We start from the raw sequence: 17,293 nt of genomic DNA on the forward strand, positions 1-17,293 counted from the left end.
AGCAGGTTCGCCGCCCGCTGCCAGCCGTCAACAGGGGCAGGCTGCCAACGGAATGCCCCCGCCTTGACGCCGGACTCCGCAAGCGCGATGATTCCGCCACCTTTTCCTTGCAGATCCGGAGGCTGGACGATGGCGTCCCGCGCAGAGGCGCCGCACTGGCGCGACACGATGAAGGCGGGGGTCCGCCGCGGCGGATTCGTCCTCGCCGGCACGGCGCTGTTCGTGGCAACCGTCGCGCTCGTGCTGGCGCTGGTCAGCTATCACGCCTCCGATCCCGCGCTGAACACGGCGTCGGCGGGGCCTGCCCACAACTGGCTCGGCGGCGTCGGGGCGTGGATCGCCGACATTCTCTATACGCTGATCGGCCTGCCGGTGCTGCTGCTCGCCCCGGTCGGGCTGCTCTCCGCCCACCGCATGATGATCGATCGCCCGATCGACCGCCCCGGCCGAATGATCGGCAGCGCCGCTGTCGCCGCCGCGCTCGCCGCGATCGGGCTCGGGCTCCTCCATTTCGACTGGTCGCTGCCGCTCGACTGGCGGCTGCCCGCCGGCATGGGCGGCATGGTCGGCCTGTCGATCGCCGGCGGCGTCGACTGGCTGATCGGACTTGCCGGCGATCCGGCGGTGTCGTTCTGGGTCGGGCGCGGCATCGGCCTGTTGTTGGTGCTGGGCGGCCTGTGGCTTTGGTGGATGCGGCTGGAGTTCACCTCGCCCGCCCGCCTATTCCGCATGCCGCGCTTCACCCGCAGCACCGGCGATGCGCGCATCGTCACCGCCGAGAGCCCGGGCTTGCGCGCCAAGCCGCAGACGGCCGCAGCGTTCGATCCGGATCCGGACGACGAGGACGACCTGCCCTTCGACCGCGACACCCCGCGCGTCTCCGAGCCGCGCCGCGTCGTCGTGCCGGACAATCGCCCCGGCCCGGTGATCGCCGACCGCACCGTCTCCACCGCCCCGGCCCGCACCAAGCCGCCGGTGCAGGCCGCGCTCGACTTCAAGGACAGCTACCAGCTGCCCCCGCTCGACCTGCTCACGCCGCCGCCCGCCAACCGCACCTCGACCGTCGACAAGGCCGCGCTGGAGCGCAACGCCCGGCTGCTCGAAAGCGTGCTCGAGGACTTCCATGTGAAGGGCGAGATCGTCGAGGTCCGCCCCGGCCCGGTCGTCACCATGTACGAGCTGGAGCCGGCGAGCGGCATCAAGGCCAGCCGCGTGATCCAGCTGGCCGACGATATCGCCCGCAACATGAGCGCGATTTCTGCCCGTGTCGCCACCATTCCCGGCCGCACCGTGATGGGCATCGAGCTGCCCAACGCCACCCGGGAAAGCGTGAGCCTGCACGAACTGATCGGCAGCCAGCAGTTCGAGGAACAGGGCGCCACCCTGCCCGTCGTGCTCGGCAAGAACATCGCCGGCGAGCCGGTGATCGCCGACTTGGCACCCATGCCGCACCTGCTCGTCGCGGGTACCACCGGCTCGGGCAAGTCGGTGGGGCTCAACTGCATGATCCTGTCGCTGCTCTATCGGCTCACGCCCGAGCAGTGCCGGCTGATCATGATCGATCCGAAGATGCTGGAACTCAGCATGTACAAGGACATCCCCCACCTTCTCGCCGACGTGGTGACGGAACCGCAAAAGGCGGTGCGCGCGCTCAAATGGGCGGTGGAGCAGATGGAGGATCGCTACCGGATGATGGCTTCGGTCAACGTCCGCAGCCTGGCGAGCTACAACGACAAGGTTCGCACCGCGAAGGCCAAGGGCCAGACGCTCGGCCGCAAAGTGCAGGTCGGCTATGACCCGGAGACCGGCAAGCCGATCTACGAGGAAGAGACGCTCGACCTGCAGGTGCTGCCGCTGATCGTCGTCATCGTCGACGAGCTCGCCGACCTGATGATGACCGCGGGCAAGGAAGTCGAATTCCTGATCCAGCGGCTCGCGCAGAAGGCGCGTGCGGCGGGCATCCACCTGATCATGGCGACGCAGCGCCCCTCGGTCGACGTCATCACCGGCGTGATCAAGGCGAACCTGCCGACCCGGATCAGCTTCCACGTCACCTCGAAGATCGATTCGCGCACCATCCTCGGCGAACAGGGCGCCGAGCAGCTGCTGGGCAAGGGCGACATGCTCTACATGTCCGGCGGCAAGGGCATCACCCGCGTCCACGGACCGTTCGTCAGCGACGAGGAGGTCCAGGCGATCACCGATTTCTGGCGCGCGCAGGGGGCACCCGATTACATCTCGGCGGTCACCGAGGAGCCCGAGGACGGCGGCTTCAAGCTCGACGGTGAGCCCGACGGCGAGGACAGCCCCGAGGAGCAGACCTATCGCCGCGCGGTGCAGCTGGTGGCGGAAAGCCAGAAGGCATCGACCTCGTGGCTGCAGCGCCAGCTCCGCGTCGGCTACAATTCGGCGGCGCGGCTGATCGAGCGGATGGAGCGCGAGAACCTCGTCTCCAAGCCCGACCATGTCGGCCGCCGCGAGGTGCTGATGGATACCGAGGGGCGGCCGCTCTGAGGCACGATCCGACTCGTTTTCGATTCGCTTGGTCGCATCCGTCGGTGCCCACGACCGCAATACGCGCTAAAAGGTGATCATGGACCATTCGGAGCTTCGAGCCGAAATCGCGAAGAACTTCGACTCGTTCCAGCGAACGCTCGGAACGATCCTGCCGTTGCAGCGCAATCGCTTTGCGCTGCTGCGCCACGCAGCAATTGTTGACTTTTTCGACACTCCGGGTGCCGCGGACAACGCGGGAGCAGCTCGCTTTCCCGACGGACTGTATTCGATTCAGCAGGTTACTGAAGAACCCGTCGAACTCGGCCTCTACGCGAATGCCGCAAATTGATTGGCGTCATAATCGAAAAAGGCTGCTGCTTCCGATTGTCGTAATGGCCCCATCGAGCGCGCCAAACCCACATCTTTCCGTTCGGATTGAGGGCCTTCTTGATACCGGCGCCACAGGCACCGGCATTCGCGTCGATGTCGCTGAGGCGCTTGGCCTGCGTCCCAAGGGTCAGCGCCGCGTCATGACGGCAAGCGAAACCGTGTTCTCGAGTGAGTATCTGATGCGCATCGGATTCGTGTGCGGTGATTATACCGATCCCGCGTTTGTCGCCGATCAACAGCTTCCTTTCGTTCTCGAAGAACCTGTCCTCGGATTCGAACTGCACCGCGGCTTCGGGTACGCGATGCTGATCGGCATGGATCTGATTGGCGCCGGTGATCTTTCGATCACCCGGGATGGCTTTGCCCGCTTCCTCTTGTAACGGGATCGAATCGGGGCGGTAACGGGTTCACAGCCCGTTCAAGCCCCGCCCGCTACCCGGGCGACCAGCAATTCGGAGACTTCCCCGTGTTTTCCCGCACCTTGGCCCTGTCCCTGCTCGCCGCCCCGCTGCTCGTCGCGGCCGCGCCGGCACCCGAGCTCGACCAGGTCCAGCAGCATCTGAAGGCGGTCACCAGCATGACCGCCGACTTCACCCAGGAGGACCGCAACGGCCGCGTCGTCGCAGGTACGATGACGCTCAAGCGCCCCGGCAAGATCCGCTTCCAGTACGAGAAGGGCATCCCCCAGCTGATCGTCGCCGACGGCAGCAGCCTCTATTTCATCGACTATCAGGTGCGCCAGCTCCAGCGCTGGCCGATCGGCAATTCGCCGCTGCGCGTGCTGCTCGATCCCAATCGCGACATCAGCGGCTATGCGACGGTGAAGCCCACTGCCGATTCGCGCGTCGTCTCGGTCGAGGTGCATGACGACAAGCATCCCGAATATGGCCGCATCACCCTGGTGTTCCAGAAGGATGCCGCCGCGCCGGCCGGGCTCAAGCTGCAGGGCTGGGTCGCGCTCGATGCGCAGAACAACCGCACCACGATCCGGCTGAGCAACCAGCGCTTCAACGCACCTGTCGCCGATTCGAGCTTCCGCTTCACCGATCCGCGCCCGCAAGGCCGCACACATTAATCCTTTTTCTGTGCAATCGTTCATCCAGGCGACAGGTTCGCTGGCCTAAAGAGGCATGGCGGATGGGGTTTTTGCCCGGGATTTTTCCCCCTGTTGCCTGGGCCTGTATCCCCTTCCCGCCTGCGTGACGAACGCTAGGTCGGCCCTCGCTCCATTTGCCCCCGGAGCGGGGGCCTTTCCTTTTCCGGTGGTCTGGCGCTCCGGCGAAGAATCGCTACATCGGCGGCCGTGAAGATCGCCTCCTGGAACATCAACTCCGTCCGCTTCCGGCTCGCCATCGTCGAGCAATTCCTGCGCGAGGAAGCCCCCGACATCCTGTGTCTCCAGGAGACCAAGGTGATCGATGGCGATTTCCCCGAGGCGCCGTTCCGCGACCTCGGCTACACCCACATCATCAAGCACGGCCAGCGGATGCATCACGGCGTCGCGATCCTCTCGCGGGTGCCGGTGGCCGAGGACGACCGACTCGACTGGCAGGCGAACCAGGAAGCGCGGCACGTGGGCGTGCGGCTGCCGAACGGCGTGCGACTCGAGAATGTCTATGTGCCCGCAGGCGGCGACGTGCCCGATCGGGAGGTGAACCCGAAATTCGGCCAGAAGCTCGATTTCGTCCAGCGCATGACCGAATGGTCCGAAACGCTCGACGTGCCGACGATCCTGACCGGCGACTTCAACATCGCCCCGCTCGAATCGGACGTGTGGAGCCACAAGCAGCTGCTCGACGTGGTCAGCCATACGCCGATCGAGGTGGAGGCGCTGGGCCGGCTGCAGGCGGCGCACGGCTGGGTCGATCTCGGCCGCAAGTTCATCCCCGCGCCGGCGCGCTACTATAGCTGGTGGAGCTACCGCGCGAAGGACTGGGCCGCTTCGGATCGCGGCCGGCGGCTCGATCATATGTGGGCGAGTCGGGAGGTTGCGGAGAAGGCAGTGGCGCACAAGGTGTGCGAACCGTGCCGCTCCTGGCTCAAGCCCTCGGACCATGTGCCGATCGTGACGGAGTTCGACTTTTGAACAGCCCGCGTGCCGCCGCCGAAGCCGTCGACGCGCTGCGCCGTGGCTGGCCGATCGCCATCAAGGGGGCGACGGGCGCGCTGAAGCTGCTCGCGATCGAGACCGGCGATGGCGAAAGGCTGGCGGCGTTCGACCCCGCCGGTACCGCGCCGGTGCTGCTCTCGGCCGGACGCGCGGCGACGCTCAAGCTCGCCAACCAGCGCGATGCGGCGACGCCCGACGCGCCGGTGCTGGTCGAGCGGGTGGAGTGGCTCGACTTCGACGCGGCGACGGCGCTCGCCGATCCGCAGTTCGACCTCGCGACCCCGCTGAAGGGCCCCTTCCGCGCGATTCCGGTGGTGCAGCCCGATGCCGCGGCGGCGGCGCTGCGGCTGGCGCGGATTGCGGGGCTGCTCCCCGCCTTCTTCGTGCTCGAAGGCGATGCGGAGGACGCGATCACCCTCGCCGATATCGACGCGCATGAGGATGCCGATCGCCTGCGCATCGTCGGCCGCGCGCGGCTGCCGGTGGAGGCGGCGGAGGATGCCGAGATCGTCGCCTTCCGCACCGACGAGATGCCCGGCGAGCATATCGCGCTGCTGATCGGCCAGCCCAATGGCGAGGCGCCGCTGGTGCGGCTGCACAGCGAATGCCTGACCGGCGACATGCTCGGCAGCCTCAAATGCGATTGCGGGCCCCAGCTCAAGGCGGCGATCGCCGAAATCGCCAAGAGCGGCTGGGGCATCCTGCTCTATCTGCGCCAGGAAGGCCGCGGCATCGGCCTGATCAACAAGCTGCGCGCCTATGCGCTGCAGGATCAGGGCTTCGACACGGTGGATGCCAACACGCGGCTCGGCTTCGCGATCGACGCGCGCAACTTCCGCGTGGCGGCGCGGATGCTGACCCTGCTCGGCCAGCCGCGCATCCGGCTGCTCACCAACAACCCGCAAAAGGTGGAGACGCTGCGCGCCGCCGGCGTCGACGTGCTGGAGCGCGTGCCGCACGTCCTGCCGGCCAACCCGCACAATGCGCGGTATCTGGCGACGAAGCGGGATCGGACCGGGCACGAATTCTGACTCTAGCGTATCCTCCCCCGCCAGGGGGGGAGGATACGCTCAGCTTTAACGCCTCGTAGGAGCGGTTACGCGATCAGCCGCGCGACCTCGTCGAAGTCGTGCGCGATATGCTGCACGCCCAGCGCCTTGAGCCGCGCGCCGTGATCGGCCGCGCAGTGGGTGCCCGCGCAGAGCCCGATCACCGTCGCGCCCGAGGCGACCGCCCCCGTCACGCCCACCGGCGAGTCCTCCAGGATCACGCACTGCTCGATCGGCACGCCCAGCGCGGCGGCGGCGTGGAGGTAGAGGTCGGGCGCGGGCTTGCCGTTGGCGACATGCTCGCGGCCGCTGAACAGCTTGTCGCCGAACATCTCGCGCACCCCCAGATGGCGGAGATGGGTGTCGAGCCAGCGGGTCGGGCTCGACGAGGCGATCGCCTTGGGCAGGTCCGCCGGCAGGCTCTCGAGGAACCGGAGCGCGCCCGCCACCGCCGGCAGCCCTTCCTCCAGCACCCGCGCATCTTCCTCGGCGCGGGCGGTGTGGAAGTCCTCCGGCACGGTGCGGCCGATCCAGCGCTCGATCGCGGCGAGGAAGTCGTGCCCCGCCAGGCCCATGAAATGCGCCATCGAATGTTCGGGCGTGGTCGGGTGGCCGATGCTGGTCAGATAATCGGCGACATGCTTGTTGCCGGCATATTCGCTCTCCAGCAGCACCCCGTCGAAGTCGAAGAGGATGCCACCGAACCGCACCGGGATGGTCGAAACCATGCGCGTCATCTCGTTCATTCGCGTTCTCCGAACAGCGCCGTGCCGATGCGGACATGGGTGGCACCCAGCGTCACCGCGGTCTCGTAATCGCTCGACATCCCCATACTGAGGCCCTCCAGCCCATGATCGCGTGCGAGCTTGGCGAGCAGCGCGAAATAGGGCGCGGCTTCCAGCCCGGCCGGCGGCACGCACATCAGCCCGGCGACCGGCAGCGCCGCCGCGCGCGCCTCGGCGAGCAGCGCCGGCAGTTCGGCCACCGGGCAGCCGCCCTTTTGCGGCTCGTCACCGATATTGACCTGGAGGAAGCAGGTCGGGCGGCGATCCGCCTTGTCCATCGCCTTGGCGAGCGCGGTCACCAGCGAGGGGCGATCGACGCCGTGGATCGCGTCGAACAGCGCCACCGCCTCGTCGGCCTTGTTCGACTGGAGCTGGCCGACGAGGTGCAGCGCGATCCCGGAAGTTGTCTCGCGCAACTGCGGCCATTTGCCTTGTGCTTCCTGCACGCGGTTCTCGCCGAACACGCGCTGGCCGGCATCGATCAGCGGCCGGATCGTCGCGGCGTCGTGCGTCTTGGAAACGGCGATCAGGGTGATGTCGGCGGGCTTGCGGCCGGCGATCTTGGCGGCACGGGCAATCGCGGTCTGCACCGCGGCGAGGCGCTGGCTGGCATCGTCTTGAAGCATGCGCCGGGCTATAGGCATCGCAATGCCGACCCGCCACCCCCCAATCCCGCGCCTGTGGCTGATGACCGACCCGCGGCTGGGCGAGGCGCTATGGGAGGCGCTGGCGCGCCTGCCGCGCGGCAGCGGGGTGATCTTCCGCCATTACCAGCTGCCGAATGCCGAGCGGCGCGCGCTGTTCGCGTGCGTCGCCAAGATCGCCCGGCGGCGCGGACTGGTGCTGCTGCGCGCGGGCGCGACGCCGATGCGGGGCGAAAGGGGCACGCACGGCGCGCGCGGACGCGGGCTCACCACCTGGCCGGTGCACTCGCGGCGCCAGGCCATGGCGGCGATCCGCGCTGGCGCCGATGCGCTGCTGGTCTCCCCCGTCTTCCCCACCCGCTCGCATCCCGGCGTGCGGGTGCTGGGCCCGGTGCGGTTCGGGATGCTGGTGCGCGGGCTGCCGATCCCCATCATCGCGCTGGGCGGCATGGATGCACGCAACGCCCGCCGGCTAGTGCCGTTCGGGATTCACGGCTGGGCAGCAATCGACGCGTGGGCGCGCTGAGCAGCGCCTCCCCACCGCGCCCTTGAAATTAGAAGTGGAAGGCGGTGCCGATATAGATCGACTGACTGTCGCGACGCGTGTCGTCGCTCAGCTGGGTCAGGCGATCCCGCTCGCTCTTGTAGCGCACGCCGGCCGTCACATCCAGGCGACGCGACACGGCATAGGAGCCGCCAAGGTCGAGCGAGTAGCTCGGCTTGTCGCCGATCAGCACCGGCGTGCCTGCGAGCGGACGATCCTCGCTCGCCGCGATACGGCCGCTCAGCCGCTTGCCGGTATAGCTGATCGCGACTTCCGAACGATCACGGCTGCCCGGCTGGGTGTTCGCCATATCGATATGGGTCAGGTCGCCCGACACGGCGAAGCGACGCCAACCGATCGCCGCGCCCAGATTATAGGCGATCGGCGTGAGGCTGACCGAAGCCGGCTTGGCGGTCGCCACACGGCTGGCCGTCTCCACGGCGCGGTTCGAGCTGGCCCGGACCGCAATGGTCACGCCGCGAGTCGAGCCGCTGCGCGACTCGGCCGGGGTGAAGCGGAAGCTCGCGCCGTTCATCCCGCTGCGCGCGAGCACGGCGGCGAGCTTGGGATCGGCGGAAGCAGGGGTGAACCCGCCGGCGCCCTGCAGCGCCAGGGGTGCGGGACGAACGGCCGCCTTTAATGCGCGGTCTCGTTCCTGGGCCTGGAGCGTGGGCGCGACGAGGAGCCCGGCGGTGCAGAGCACCCCCAGCCCAAGTCCCGACATCCAACGTACCAAGCGCATTTGCATACCTCTCTAATGGTGGCCCCTACCATGGAATCAAAGCGACGTTCCACCGGTGCCAGCAATTTTCCCGGAGTGTTGCACGCAACCCACAGAATCGTACCAGCTGCGACCAATCGGATACCAGCGCGTCGGCCTTGCTCCCGCCACATCCCGCCCTATAGATGCGAGCACTCATCCCTTGCCCGCTAGGAAGTACGACGTCCATGAACCGCCTGTTGCGCTTTGCGATCCTGGGGTCGCTCGCTGTTTCCGCCGCCGCCTGCAGCCATCACAAGAAGGGCGTCAACGCGGACCTGGCGGCATCGAAGGTGACGACGATCGGCGTCAACGCCTATCTGTGGCGCGCCACGCTGGACACGCTGAGCTTCATGCCGCTGCTCCAGACCGATTCGAACGGCGGCGTGATCGTCACCGACTGGTATGTGAACCCCAACGTCCCCACCGAGCGGATGAAGGTGACGGTGACCGTGCTCGACCAGGACCTGCGCGCCGATGCGCTGCGGGTCGCGGCGCTGCGCGAAGTGAACCGCAACGGCGCCTGGGTCACCGCGCCCGTGCAGGCCGCCACCGTCCAGAAGCTCGAGGACATCATCCTGACCCGTGCCCGCGACCTGCGCCGCGCGGCCGTCGCGACCAACTAATCGGAATCCCAATATGGCGTCTCGCTTCAATCCCTTGAAGGCGGACGCGGCGTGGCAGAAGGCGTGGGAGGAAAACCGCACCTTCGCCGCCCGCGACGATTCGCCCAAGCCGAAGTCCTATGTGCTCGAGATGTTCCCCTATCCGTCGGGGCGCATCCATATGGGCCATGTGCGCAACTACACGATGGGCGACGTGCTGGCGCGCTTCCGCCGGATGAAGGGCATGGAAGTGCTCCATCCGATGGGCTGGGACGCCTTCGGCATGCCCGCCGAAAATGCCGCGATGGAAAAGAAGGTCCATCCGGGCGCCTGGACCCGCCAGAACATTGCGACGATGAAGGCGCAGCTCAAGCGCCTGGGCTTCGCGCTCGACTGGACGCGCGAGATCGCCACCTGCGAGCCGGACTATTACGGCCAGGAACAGGCGCTGTTCCTCGACCTGTACGAAGCCGGTCTGGTCTACCGCAAGGAAAGTGCGGTCAACTGGGACCCCGTCGACATGACCGTGCTCGCCAACGAGCAGGTGATCGACGGGCGCGGCTGGCGCTCGGGCGCCTTGGTCGAGCGGCGCAAGCTCAACCAGTGGTTCCTCAAGATCACCGATTTCGCCGACGACCTGCTCGAAGGGCTGAAGGGCCTCGAGCATTGGCCGGACAAGGTGAAGCTGATGCAGGAAAACTGGATCGGCAAGTCGGAAGGCCTGCAGTTCACGTGGGAGTTGTCCAACGGCGAAGGGCTGACCGTCTACACCACGCGGCCGGACACGATCTTCGGCGCGAGCTTCGTCGCGATCGCGGCGGACCATCCGATCGCGCAAGCGCTCGCGGCGGGCAACCCGCAAGTGCAGGCGTTCATCGAGCGCTGCAAGCAGGGTGGCACCACCGCGGCCGAGCTGGAGACGCAGGAAAAGCTCGGCTGGAACACCGGGCTCACCGCGCAGCATCCGTTCGACGCGGACTGGCAGGTGCCGGTGTACATCGCGAACTTCGTGTTGATGGAGTACGGCACCGGCGCCGTGTTCGGCGTGCCGGCGCATGACCAGCGCGACTTCGAATTCGCCACCAAGTACGATCTGCCGATCCGCCGCGTCGTCTCCGAAGGCGACAAGACGGACCCGAAGTTCGACGGCACCGAGGCCTATACCGGCCCGGGCACGCTGGTGAACTCGCACTTCCTCGACGGCCTCGACGTGGTCGATGCCAAGCGCGAAGTGATCCGCCGCGCCGAGGAAGGCGGCTGGGGTACCGGCAGCACCGTGTGGCGCCTGCGCGACTGGGGCGTCAGCCGCCAGCGCTATTGGGGCACCCCGATCCCGATCATCCATTGCGAGGATTGCGGCCCCGTCGGCGTGCCGAAGGACCAGCTGCCGGTCTCGCTGCCCGAGGACGTGTCGTTCGACGTCCCCGGCAACCCGCTGGATCGCCACCCGACGTGGAAGCATGTCGACTGCCCGAAGTGCGGCAAGCCCGCGCGGCGCGAGACCGACACGCTCGACACCTTTGTCGATTCGAGCTGGTATTTCCTCCGCTTCGCCAGCCAGCCGTCGGACAAGCCGTTCGACAAGGCGGTGGCCGAGCAGTGGCTGCCGGTCGGCCAGTATATCGGCGGCGTCGAGCATGCGATCCTGCACCTGCTCTATGCGCGCTTCTTCACCCGCGCGTTGCGCCATATCGGCCGCATCGACGTGGCCGAGCCGTTCGCCGGACTGTTCACGCAAGGCATGGTCACCCACGCCAGCTATTATCAGCTCGAAGAGCATGAGGGGCTGGAGCGGAAGGTGTATTTCGAGCCGACCCAGGTCTCGTTCCGCGCCGATGGTTCCGCCTATCTGACCGACACCGGCGCCGAGGTTACCGTCGGCCGCGTCGAGAAGATGTCGAAGTCGAAGAAGAATACCGTCGACCCGACCGAGATCGTCGACCAGTATGGCGCCGACGCGACCCGCTGGTTCGTGCTCTCCGACAGCCCGCCCGAACGCGATCTGGAATGGAGCGAGAGCGGGATCGAAGGCGCGTGGCGCTTCGTCAACCGGCTGTGGCGCCTGTTCGACGGGCTGGAGGCAGCGGAAGGCGAGGACAAGGATCTCGACCGCAAGCTCCACCGCACCATCGCCGGCGTCGCCGAGGACATCGAGGCGCTGACCTTCAACAAGGCCGTCGCCAAGCTCTACGAGCTGACCGCGGCGATCGAGAAGGCCAGGCCCTCCGCCTCGCGCACCGCCGCGATCCGTGCGCTGGTTCGCGTCGTAGCGCCGATGGTGCCGCACATCGCCGAAGAGGCCTGGGCGGCGATGGGCGAGACCGGCATGATCGCCGATGCCGAATGGCCGGCGGTCGATCCGGCGCTGCTGGTCGACGACGAAGTGACGATCGCGGTGCAGGTCAACGGCAAGCTGCGCGACACGCTGGTGATGCCGAAGGGTGCGGCCAAGGACGTCGTCGAGGCCGCGGCACTTGCGTCGGACAAGATCGTTCGGCTGCTCGAAGGCAACGCGCCGCGCAAGATCATCGTGGTGCCCGATCGATTGGTGAACATCGTCGCATGAACAAGACCGTCGCCCTGCTCGCCCCCCTCGCCCTCGCGCTCTCCGCGTGCGGGCTGCATCCGATGTACCAGGGGGGCAGCGGCGGCGCGGTGGCGACGACGCTGTCGGCGGTCGAGGTCGCGCCGATCCAGGGCCAGTCGGGCTGGCTGGTCGCGAATGCGCTCAAGGACCGGCTCGCGAACAACGGCACGGCTGCCTATCGGCTGGAAGTGAAGCTCGACGACCAGATCATCGGCCTGGGCGTGCGGCGCGACGACTCGGTCTCGCGCGAGCGGCGGACGCTGCGCGCGCGCTACCAACTGATCGACCTGCGCAATGGCCAGGTCGTGCTGGATGCGACCGCCGGTTCGGACGCCGGTATCGATGTGGTCGGCTCCGAATATGCGACGATCGCCGCCGAGAAGTCGGCGCTGGAGCGGCTCTCGGGCATCGTCGCCGACCAGATCGTCGCGCGGCTGGCGCGGACGGTGCGCGAGGGCGGCGCGCGGCCCAAGTGAAGGCCAATGCGGGCCAGATCCGCGCGGCGGTAGAAGCGCCCAGGCCCGATACCCGCCTCTATCTGCTCCACGGCCCCGACGAAGCGGGCGCCGCCGATCTTGCCCAGCGGCTCGGCAAGGCGCTGGGGCCGGAGGCCGAGCGCATCGACATCGACATGAAGATGCTGCGCGACCAGCCCGGGTTGCTGGCCGACGAGGCGGCGTCGCTGTCGCTGTTCGGGGGCGCGCGGTACATCCGGGTATCCAATATCGAGGAAGGCGCTGCCGAAGCGATCGCGCTGCTGCTCGGCGCCGAGCGCGCGGGCAATCCGGTGGTGGCGATCGGGCCGAACCTCAAGACCAGCGGCAAGCTGGTCAAGGCAGCGATCGCCGCGCCCGATGCGATGGCGTTCGCCTGCTATGTGCCCGAAGGCGCGGGCGCGGCGCAGCTGGCGGGCACCATCGCGCGCGAGCATGGCCTGCGCCTCACCGGCGACGTGCCGCACCGGCTGGCGCTGGCCTCGGCCGGCGACCGCGCGGTGCTGACCCGCGAGATCGAGAAGCTCGCGCTGTTCCTCGACGCCGATCCCGAACATCCCCGCGACGCCGACGGCGCGGCGCTGGATGCGATCGGCGCGGATCTTGGCGAAGGCGAGCTGTTCGGCGCGATCGAGGCGGTGCTCGACGGGCGCGTCGCCGAAGTCGGCGAGGAACTGGCCAAGCTCGGCGAAGGCGGCGGCTCGGCGATTCCGCTGCTGCGCCAGCTGGTCCGCCGGCTGATGACGCTCGCCGAACTGCGCGCCGAGATGGACCAGGGCGCCAGCGTCGACGACGCGATGGAGCGCCACCGCGTGTTCTTCAAGGAGCGCCCGGCGACGGGGCGTGCGCTGCGCCGCTGGTCCGCTCCGCAGATAGCCCGGGCGATCGAGCGGGTGCGGGCGGCCGAGCGGGCGATGATGAGCAGCGGGAGCGCGGGGGAATTGCTCGCGGAAGTGGAGTGCGTGGCGATCGCGCGGGCGGCGGCGCGGGCGAAGGGCTGACAAATGCGCTCCCCTCCCGCTTGCGGGAGGGGTCGGGGGAGGGGCTGGATCGCAGCAGCGCTTCTTCCACGTCGGCCCCTCCCCTAGCCCCTCCCGCAAGCGGGAGGGGAACGTTTGCTCAGAGGGATTCCCTTCCGACGCCCAGCATGCTTCAAGCTCCGCATGCGTTACCTCGCCCTGTCCGCTCTCCTCGCCCTCCCCTTCGCCGCGCACGCCCAGCAGGCAGTGCTGTTCGACGGCAGCACAACCGCGACCATCGTCCATGACGACGCGACCTCGGCCAAGCTCGCCGGCGAGCTGCTCGCCCGCGACATCGGCAAGCGCGCCGGCAAGACGCCGCTGGTAGCGAGCGACATCGCCGCCTGCGCCAGACTCTGCGTCGTCATCGGCCAGAAGGATTCCGCCCTCGTCCGCGCCGTAATCGACGATGCGAAGATCGACCTCGCCGCGCTCGACGGCCAGTGGGAACGCTATATCCGCGTGCTCGCCCCGTCGAAGCAGCACCCCGGCCGCGCCTATCTGCTGATCGCCGGCTCGGACCCGCGCGGCGCGATCTGGGGCACGGTCGACCTCAGCCGCGCGATCGGCATCTCGGCCTGGGAATGGTGGGCGGACGTAACCCCGCGCCATGCCGACCGGCTGGTCGTCGACGGCCGCCGCCTGCTCTCCGATGCGCCTTCGGTCCAGTATCGCGGCATCTTCCTCAACGACGAGGATTGGGGCCTCCAGCCCTGGGCGGCCAAGACCTATGAGCCCGAGACCGGCGATATCGGCCCCAAGACCTACGCCCGCGTGTTCGAGCTGATGTGGCGGCTCAAGGCCAACCTGATCTGGCCGGCGATGCACGAGAGCACCAAGCCCTTCTACCAGATCCCCGGCAATGCCGAGATGGCGAAGGCGTACGGCATCGTCGTCGGCACCTCCCATGCCGAGCCGATGATGCGCAACAATGTCCGCGAGTGGGACGAGAAGACCGAGGGCCCCTTCAACTTCTTCACCAATCGCGACCGCATGGTCGACTATTGGCGCCGCCGCGTCGACGACGTGAAGGGCTTCGAAAACGTCTACTCCATCGGCCTGCGCGGCAAGCACGACTCGGCGCTGGAAGGCGCGAAGAGCCCCGAACAGGCGCTCGCCGCGACCACCCAGGCGATCGACCTGCAGCGCGGGATGCTCGCCACCGCGCAGGGCAAGCCGGCGGACCAGATTCCGCAGGTGCTCACCCTCTACAAGGAAGTGCTCGACGTCTATCGCAGCGGGCTCAAGGTGCCCGAGGATGTGACGCTCGTCTGGCCCGAGGACAATTACGGCTATCTCGGCCAGCTGCCCACCGCCGCCGAGCGCGCGCGCAAGGGCGGCTCCGGCCTCTATTACCACATCAGCTATTGGGGCCGGCCGCACGACTATCTGTGGCTGGCGACCACCCACCCCGCACTGATCCGCGAACAGCTCGACCGCGCCTGGCAAACCGGCACGCGCAAGCTGTGGGTGGTCAATGTCGGCGACATCAAGCCGGGCGAGGTGCTGACCAGCTACTTCCTCGACGTCGCCTTCGACGCGAAGCTGCTGAACAAGCCGGTGCGCGCGCAGCTCGCCGACTGGGCCAGGGAACAGTTCGGCGATCAGGGTCCGGCGATCGCCGACGTGCTGATGGACTATTACGACCTCGCCTGGGAGCGGAAGCCCGAGTTCATGGGCTTCAGCACGGTCGAGCCCGAGACCCCGATCCGCATTGGCGACTATGTCCGCACCGGCGGCGACGAGGCGCAGGCGCGGATCGCCCGCTACCAGGCGCTGCTCGACAAGACCGAGGCGCTGGCCGCGACCATGCCCGCCGATCGCCGCGACGCCTTTTTCCAGCTGGTGCTCTACCCGGTGCGGGGCGCGGCCAAGCTCAACGAACGCAACCTCAAGCTCGATCTCGCCGCGCTCTACGCCCGCCAGGGTCGCGCCAGTGCCAATGCCCTCGCCGACCAGGCGCGGGCCGCGCACCAGACGATCGTTGCCGACACCGCCGCCTACAATGCCCAGAATGGCGGCAAGTGGCGCGGCATCATGGACATGGCCCCGCGCCAGCTCGCCGTCTTCGCCGAGCCCCCCTACCCCAAGATCGATCTCGCACCCGTCGCCCCGTGCGGCGCCGATGCCCGCGCGCTCGCCTTCGCGCCGGGCAAGGCGGAAACGCGGACCATGACCGTCTACGGCAAGGGCGCGGTGAGCGACTGGACGGTCGAAGGACTGGAAGGCGTCGAACTCTCCGCCCGTTCCGGCCGGCTCGATGCGCGCAACGGCTACGAGATGCGCGTCGCGGTGCACTATGACGGCAAGGGCCCGATCGCCGCCGGCAAGATCCGCTGCAACGGCGCGATGGTCTATCTCGAGCCGGTGCTCCAGCCCTTCCCCGCCGGCGACGCCACGCCCGAGGTGAACCACATCATTTCGCTCACCCCTGCCGACCTGAACCTGGCCGGCACGCCGTGGGAGCGCGTCGCCGAGCTAGGCTCGCGCGGCGCCGTGCTGCGCAGCAAACTCGACCTGCCCTCCACGGATCGCGCCGATGCCGCCGCCCCGCTCGTCCTGCCCTTCGTGCTGGGCAACAAGGGCGATGCCGAGCTCCGGATCGTCGCCCTGCCGGTCCACGCCCTCACCTCGGCGAACAAGCTGCGCATCGGCGTGCGGGTGGATGGCGGCGCGATCAGCGTGCTGGACTATGAGACCCATGGCCGCAGCGACGAGTGGAAGGCCAATGTCCTCTCCAACACCGCGATACGCACCCTCAAGCTGGGTCTGCTTCCCGCGGGCGCGCACCGGATCGAAGTCTTCGCGATGGACCCGGGCTTCCTGCTCGACCGGATCGACGTGCGCCTCGACGGCGCGCCCGACTATTACGGCGCGCCGCCGACCCGCTGAGCCGCCAGCTCGGCGGCGGCGACGTCGCGCAGCCGCCGGGCGACCTCGGGGTTGATCCCCAGATCCTCGGCGGCGCGCTCGCGCGGGCCGAGGCTGCGCGGATCGCGGCCGGTGATCGCGCCGAACTCGACCAGCGCCTCCAGATAATAGCCCTCGGCGCTGGCGTGATATTGGTCCCAGGTCCACAGGCTGAACTGGCCCCAGGCAATGCCGTCATAGGGATTGGCATCGGCGAAACCGTCGCGGATCGCGCGGTTCCAGGCGGTGCCGACCGGCAGCACGCCGTGGATGCCATATCCGGGCGCCAGTCCCAGCCGATTGGCCGCCAGCAGGTCTTCCGCCATCCGGTAGATCGAAGCGCCGTGCCAATGGCCGCCGGGCCGATAGGTCTGGTCGGCGCGCGACCAGGTCGCGACCAGCTCCACCTGCGCCGCCGGGTTGCGCGCGTGGAACAGCGCCGCCAGCTCGCGCGCAGCGGCAAGGTGGCGCGTCGGATCGCCCGGCCGCTCGGCATCCAGCGTGCTGAAGCCCTGCAGCACCACCACGTCCCAGCGCCGGTCGATCAGCGCGCGGCGGTTGGCGACATGCCAAGCGAGGTCCTTGCCGGGCGAGGTCTCCAGGCTCACCTGCCAGTCGAGCCCCGATTCGATCGCGAAAGTGCGGAACAGCGCCGGCACGCCGCCGATTCCCTCGCGGTTGAGGTCCACCACGCGATCGGGCCGATAGCGCATCACCGGGGAGTTGGCGCCAAAGGTGAAGCTGTTGCCGACGAACAGGATGGTCTTCGCGGCCGCGGGCAGCGTCCAGACGAGACAGGCGATCAGCAGGGCGAAGCGGCGGGCGAGAGTCGGCATGGTGCTTTTCTAGCCGCCCCCGCCCGGGTTTCACAATGACCTGGGCAGGAAACGCTGTTCCCTA

General features: G+C 68.3%; 16 protein-coding genes. 12 read left to right on the forward strand and 4 right to left on the reverse strand.

Features of this window, described 5'->3' with window-relative positions:
- Window positions 1–129 precede the first annotated feature (129 nt).
- The 6 genes from SAZ01S_RS11520 (at window position 130) to ribA (ending at window position 6,027) form a co-directional block, all read left to right on the forward strand.
- A complete protein-coding gene (locus SAZ01S_RS11520; protein WP_084582411.1) occupies window positions 130–2,514 on the forward strand; it encodes a DNA translocase FtsK in 2,385 nt (794 codons plus the stop codon).
- Window positions 2,515–2,593: 79 nt separating this feature from the next.
- Window positions 2,594–2,845, forward strand: coding sequence for a hypothetical protein (locus SAZ01S_RS11525; RefSeq protein WP_139810050.1), 252 nt, complete (start codon window positions 2,594–2,596; stop codon window positions 2,843–2,845).
- A 43-nt stretch (window positions 2,846–2,888) separates the two neighbouring features.
- A complete protein-coding gene (locus tag SAZ01S_RS23655; protein ID WP_218018068.1) occupies window positions 2,889–3,266 on the forward strand; it encodes an aspartyl protease family protein in 378 nt (125 codons plus the stop codon).
- 86 nt (window positions 3,267–3,352) lie between these two features.
- Entirely contained in the window at window positions 3,353–3,961 is a 609-nt protein-coding gene (locus SAZ01S_RS11535) for a LolA family protein (protein ID WP_084582414.1), read from the forward strand.
- Window positions 3,962–4,189: 228 nt separating this feature from the next.
- Window positions 4,190–4,972, forward strand: a complete 783-nt coding sequence (locus SAZ01S_RS11540) for an exodeoxyribonuclease III (RefSeq protein WP_084582415.1) — start codon at window positions 4,190–4,192, stop codon at window positions 4,970–4,972.
- The gene (gene ribA / locus SAZ01S_RS11545; RefSeq protein WP_084582416.1) at window positions 4,969–6,027 is read left to right on the forward strand and encodes a GTP cyclohydrolase II; all 1,059 of its coding nucleotides are present in this window, start codon (window positions 4,969–4,971) and stop codon (window positions 6,025–6,027) included. Before SAZ01S_RS11540 ends, ribA begins: the two co-directional genes overlap by 4 nt.
- Window positions 6,028–6,092: 65 nt before the next feature.
- Here ribA and SAZ01S_RS11550 read toward each other — a convergent pair whose 3' ends face one another.
- Both SAZ01S_RS11550 and SAZ01S_RS11555 read right to left on the reverse strand, forming a co-directional pair.
- Window positions 6,093–6,791, reverse strand: a complete 699-nt coding sequence (locus SAZ01S_RS11550) for an HAD family hydrolase (protein WP_084582417.1) — start codon at window positions 6,789–6,791, stop codon at window positions 6,093–6,095.
- Window positions 6,788–7,456, reverse strand: a complete 669-nt coding sequence (locus SAZ01S_RS11555) for a YggS family pyridoxal phosphate-dependent enzyme (protein WP_084582418.1) — start codon at window positions 7,454–7,456, stop codon at window positions 6,788–6,790. The genes SAZ01S_RS11550 and SAZ01S_RS11555 overlap by 4 nt, the downstream gene beginning before the upstream one ends.
- A gap of 22 nt (window positions 7,457–7,478) precedes the next feature.
- Between SAZ01S_RS11555 and SAZ01S_RS11560 the strand changes: the two genes are divergently transcribed.
- The gene (locus tag SAZ01S_RS11560; protein WP_139810052.1) at window positions 7,479–8,000 is read left to right on the forward strand and encodes a thiamine phosphate synthase; all 522 of its coding nucleotides are present in this window, start codon (window positions 7,479–7,481) and stop codon (window positions 7,998–8,000) included.
- Between the two features lie 28 nt (window positions 8,001–8,028).
- On the opposite strand, the gene SAZ01S_RS11565 is transcribed toward SAZ01S_RS11560, so the two are convergent.
- A complete protein-coding gene (locus tag SAZ01S_RS11565; RefSeq protein ID WP_245824783.1) occupies window positions 8,029–8,760 on the reverse strand; it encodes a hypothetical protein in 732 nt (243 codons plus the stop codon).
- A 206-nt stretch (window positions 8,761–8,966) separates the two neighbouring features.
- On the opposite strand from SAZ01S_RS11565, the gene SAZ01S_RS11570 reads away from it, so the two are divergent.
- The 5 genes from SAZ01S_RS11570 to SAZ01S_RS11590 all read left to right on the forward strand — a co-directional run bounded on the left by SAZ01S_RS11570 (window position 8,967) and on the right by SAZ01S_RS11590 (window position 16,375).
- Window positions 8,967–9,404, forward strand: a complete 438-nt coding sequence (locus SAZ01S_RS11570) for a DUF3576 domain-containing protein (protein WP_084582420.1) — start codon at window positions 8,967–8,969, stop codon at window positions 9,402–9,404.
- 13 nt (window positions 9,405–9,417) lie between these two features.
- Window positions 9,418–11,949 carry a leucine--tRNA ligase gene (gene leuS / locus SAZ01S_RS11575; protein WP_084582421.1) on the forward strand — a complete coding sequence of 844 codons (2,532 nt, stop codon included), beginning with the start codon at window positions 9,418–9,420 and terminating at the stop codon, window positions 11,947–11,949.
- Complete coding sequence (gene lptE, locus SAZ01S_RS11580) at window positions 11,946–12,446, forward strand: LPS assembly lipoprotein LptE (protein ID WP_084582422.1); 501 nt, start codon at window positions 11,946–11,948, stop codon at window positions 12,444–12,446. The genes leuS and lptE overlap by 4 nt, the downstream gene beginning before the upstream one ends.
- Window positions 12,443–13,465 carry a DNA polymerase III subunit delta gene (holA, locus tag SAZ01S_RS11585; RefSeq protein ID WP_084582423.1) on the forward strand — a complete coding sequence of 341 codons (1,023 nt, stop codon included), beginning with the start codon at window positions 12,443–12,445 and terminating at the stop codon, window positions 13,463–13,465. The genes lptE and holA overlap by 4 nt, the downstream gene beginning before the upstream one ends.
- 162 nt (window positions 13,466–13,627) lie before the next feature.
- Window positions 13,628–16,375: a glycosyl hydrolase 115 family protein gene (locus SAZ01S_RS11590; RefSeq protein WP_084582424.1), complete on the forward strand. Its 2,748-nt coding sequence runs from the start codon at window positions 13,628–13,630 to the stop codon at window positions 16,373–16,375.
- On the opposite strand, the gene SAZ01S_RS11595 is transcribed toward SAZ01S_RS11590, so the two are convergent.
- Entirely contained in the window at window positions 16,351–17,229 is an 879-nt protein-coding gene (locus SAZ01S_RS11595; protein WP_084582425.1) for a PEP-CTERM sorting domain-containing protein, read from the reverse strand. The genes SAZ01S_RS11590 and SAZ01S_RS11595 overlap by 25 nt on opposite strands.
- Between the last annotated feature and the right edge of the window lie 64 nt (window positions 17,230–17,293).

This window comes from Sphingomonas azotifigens NBRC 15497, assembly GCF_002091475.1.
Classification (GTDB): domain Bacteria; phylum Pseudomonadota; class Alphaproteobacteria; order Sphingomonadales; family Sphingomonadaceae; genus Sphingomonas; species Sphingomonas azotifigens.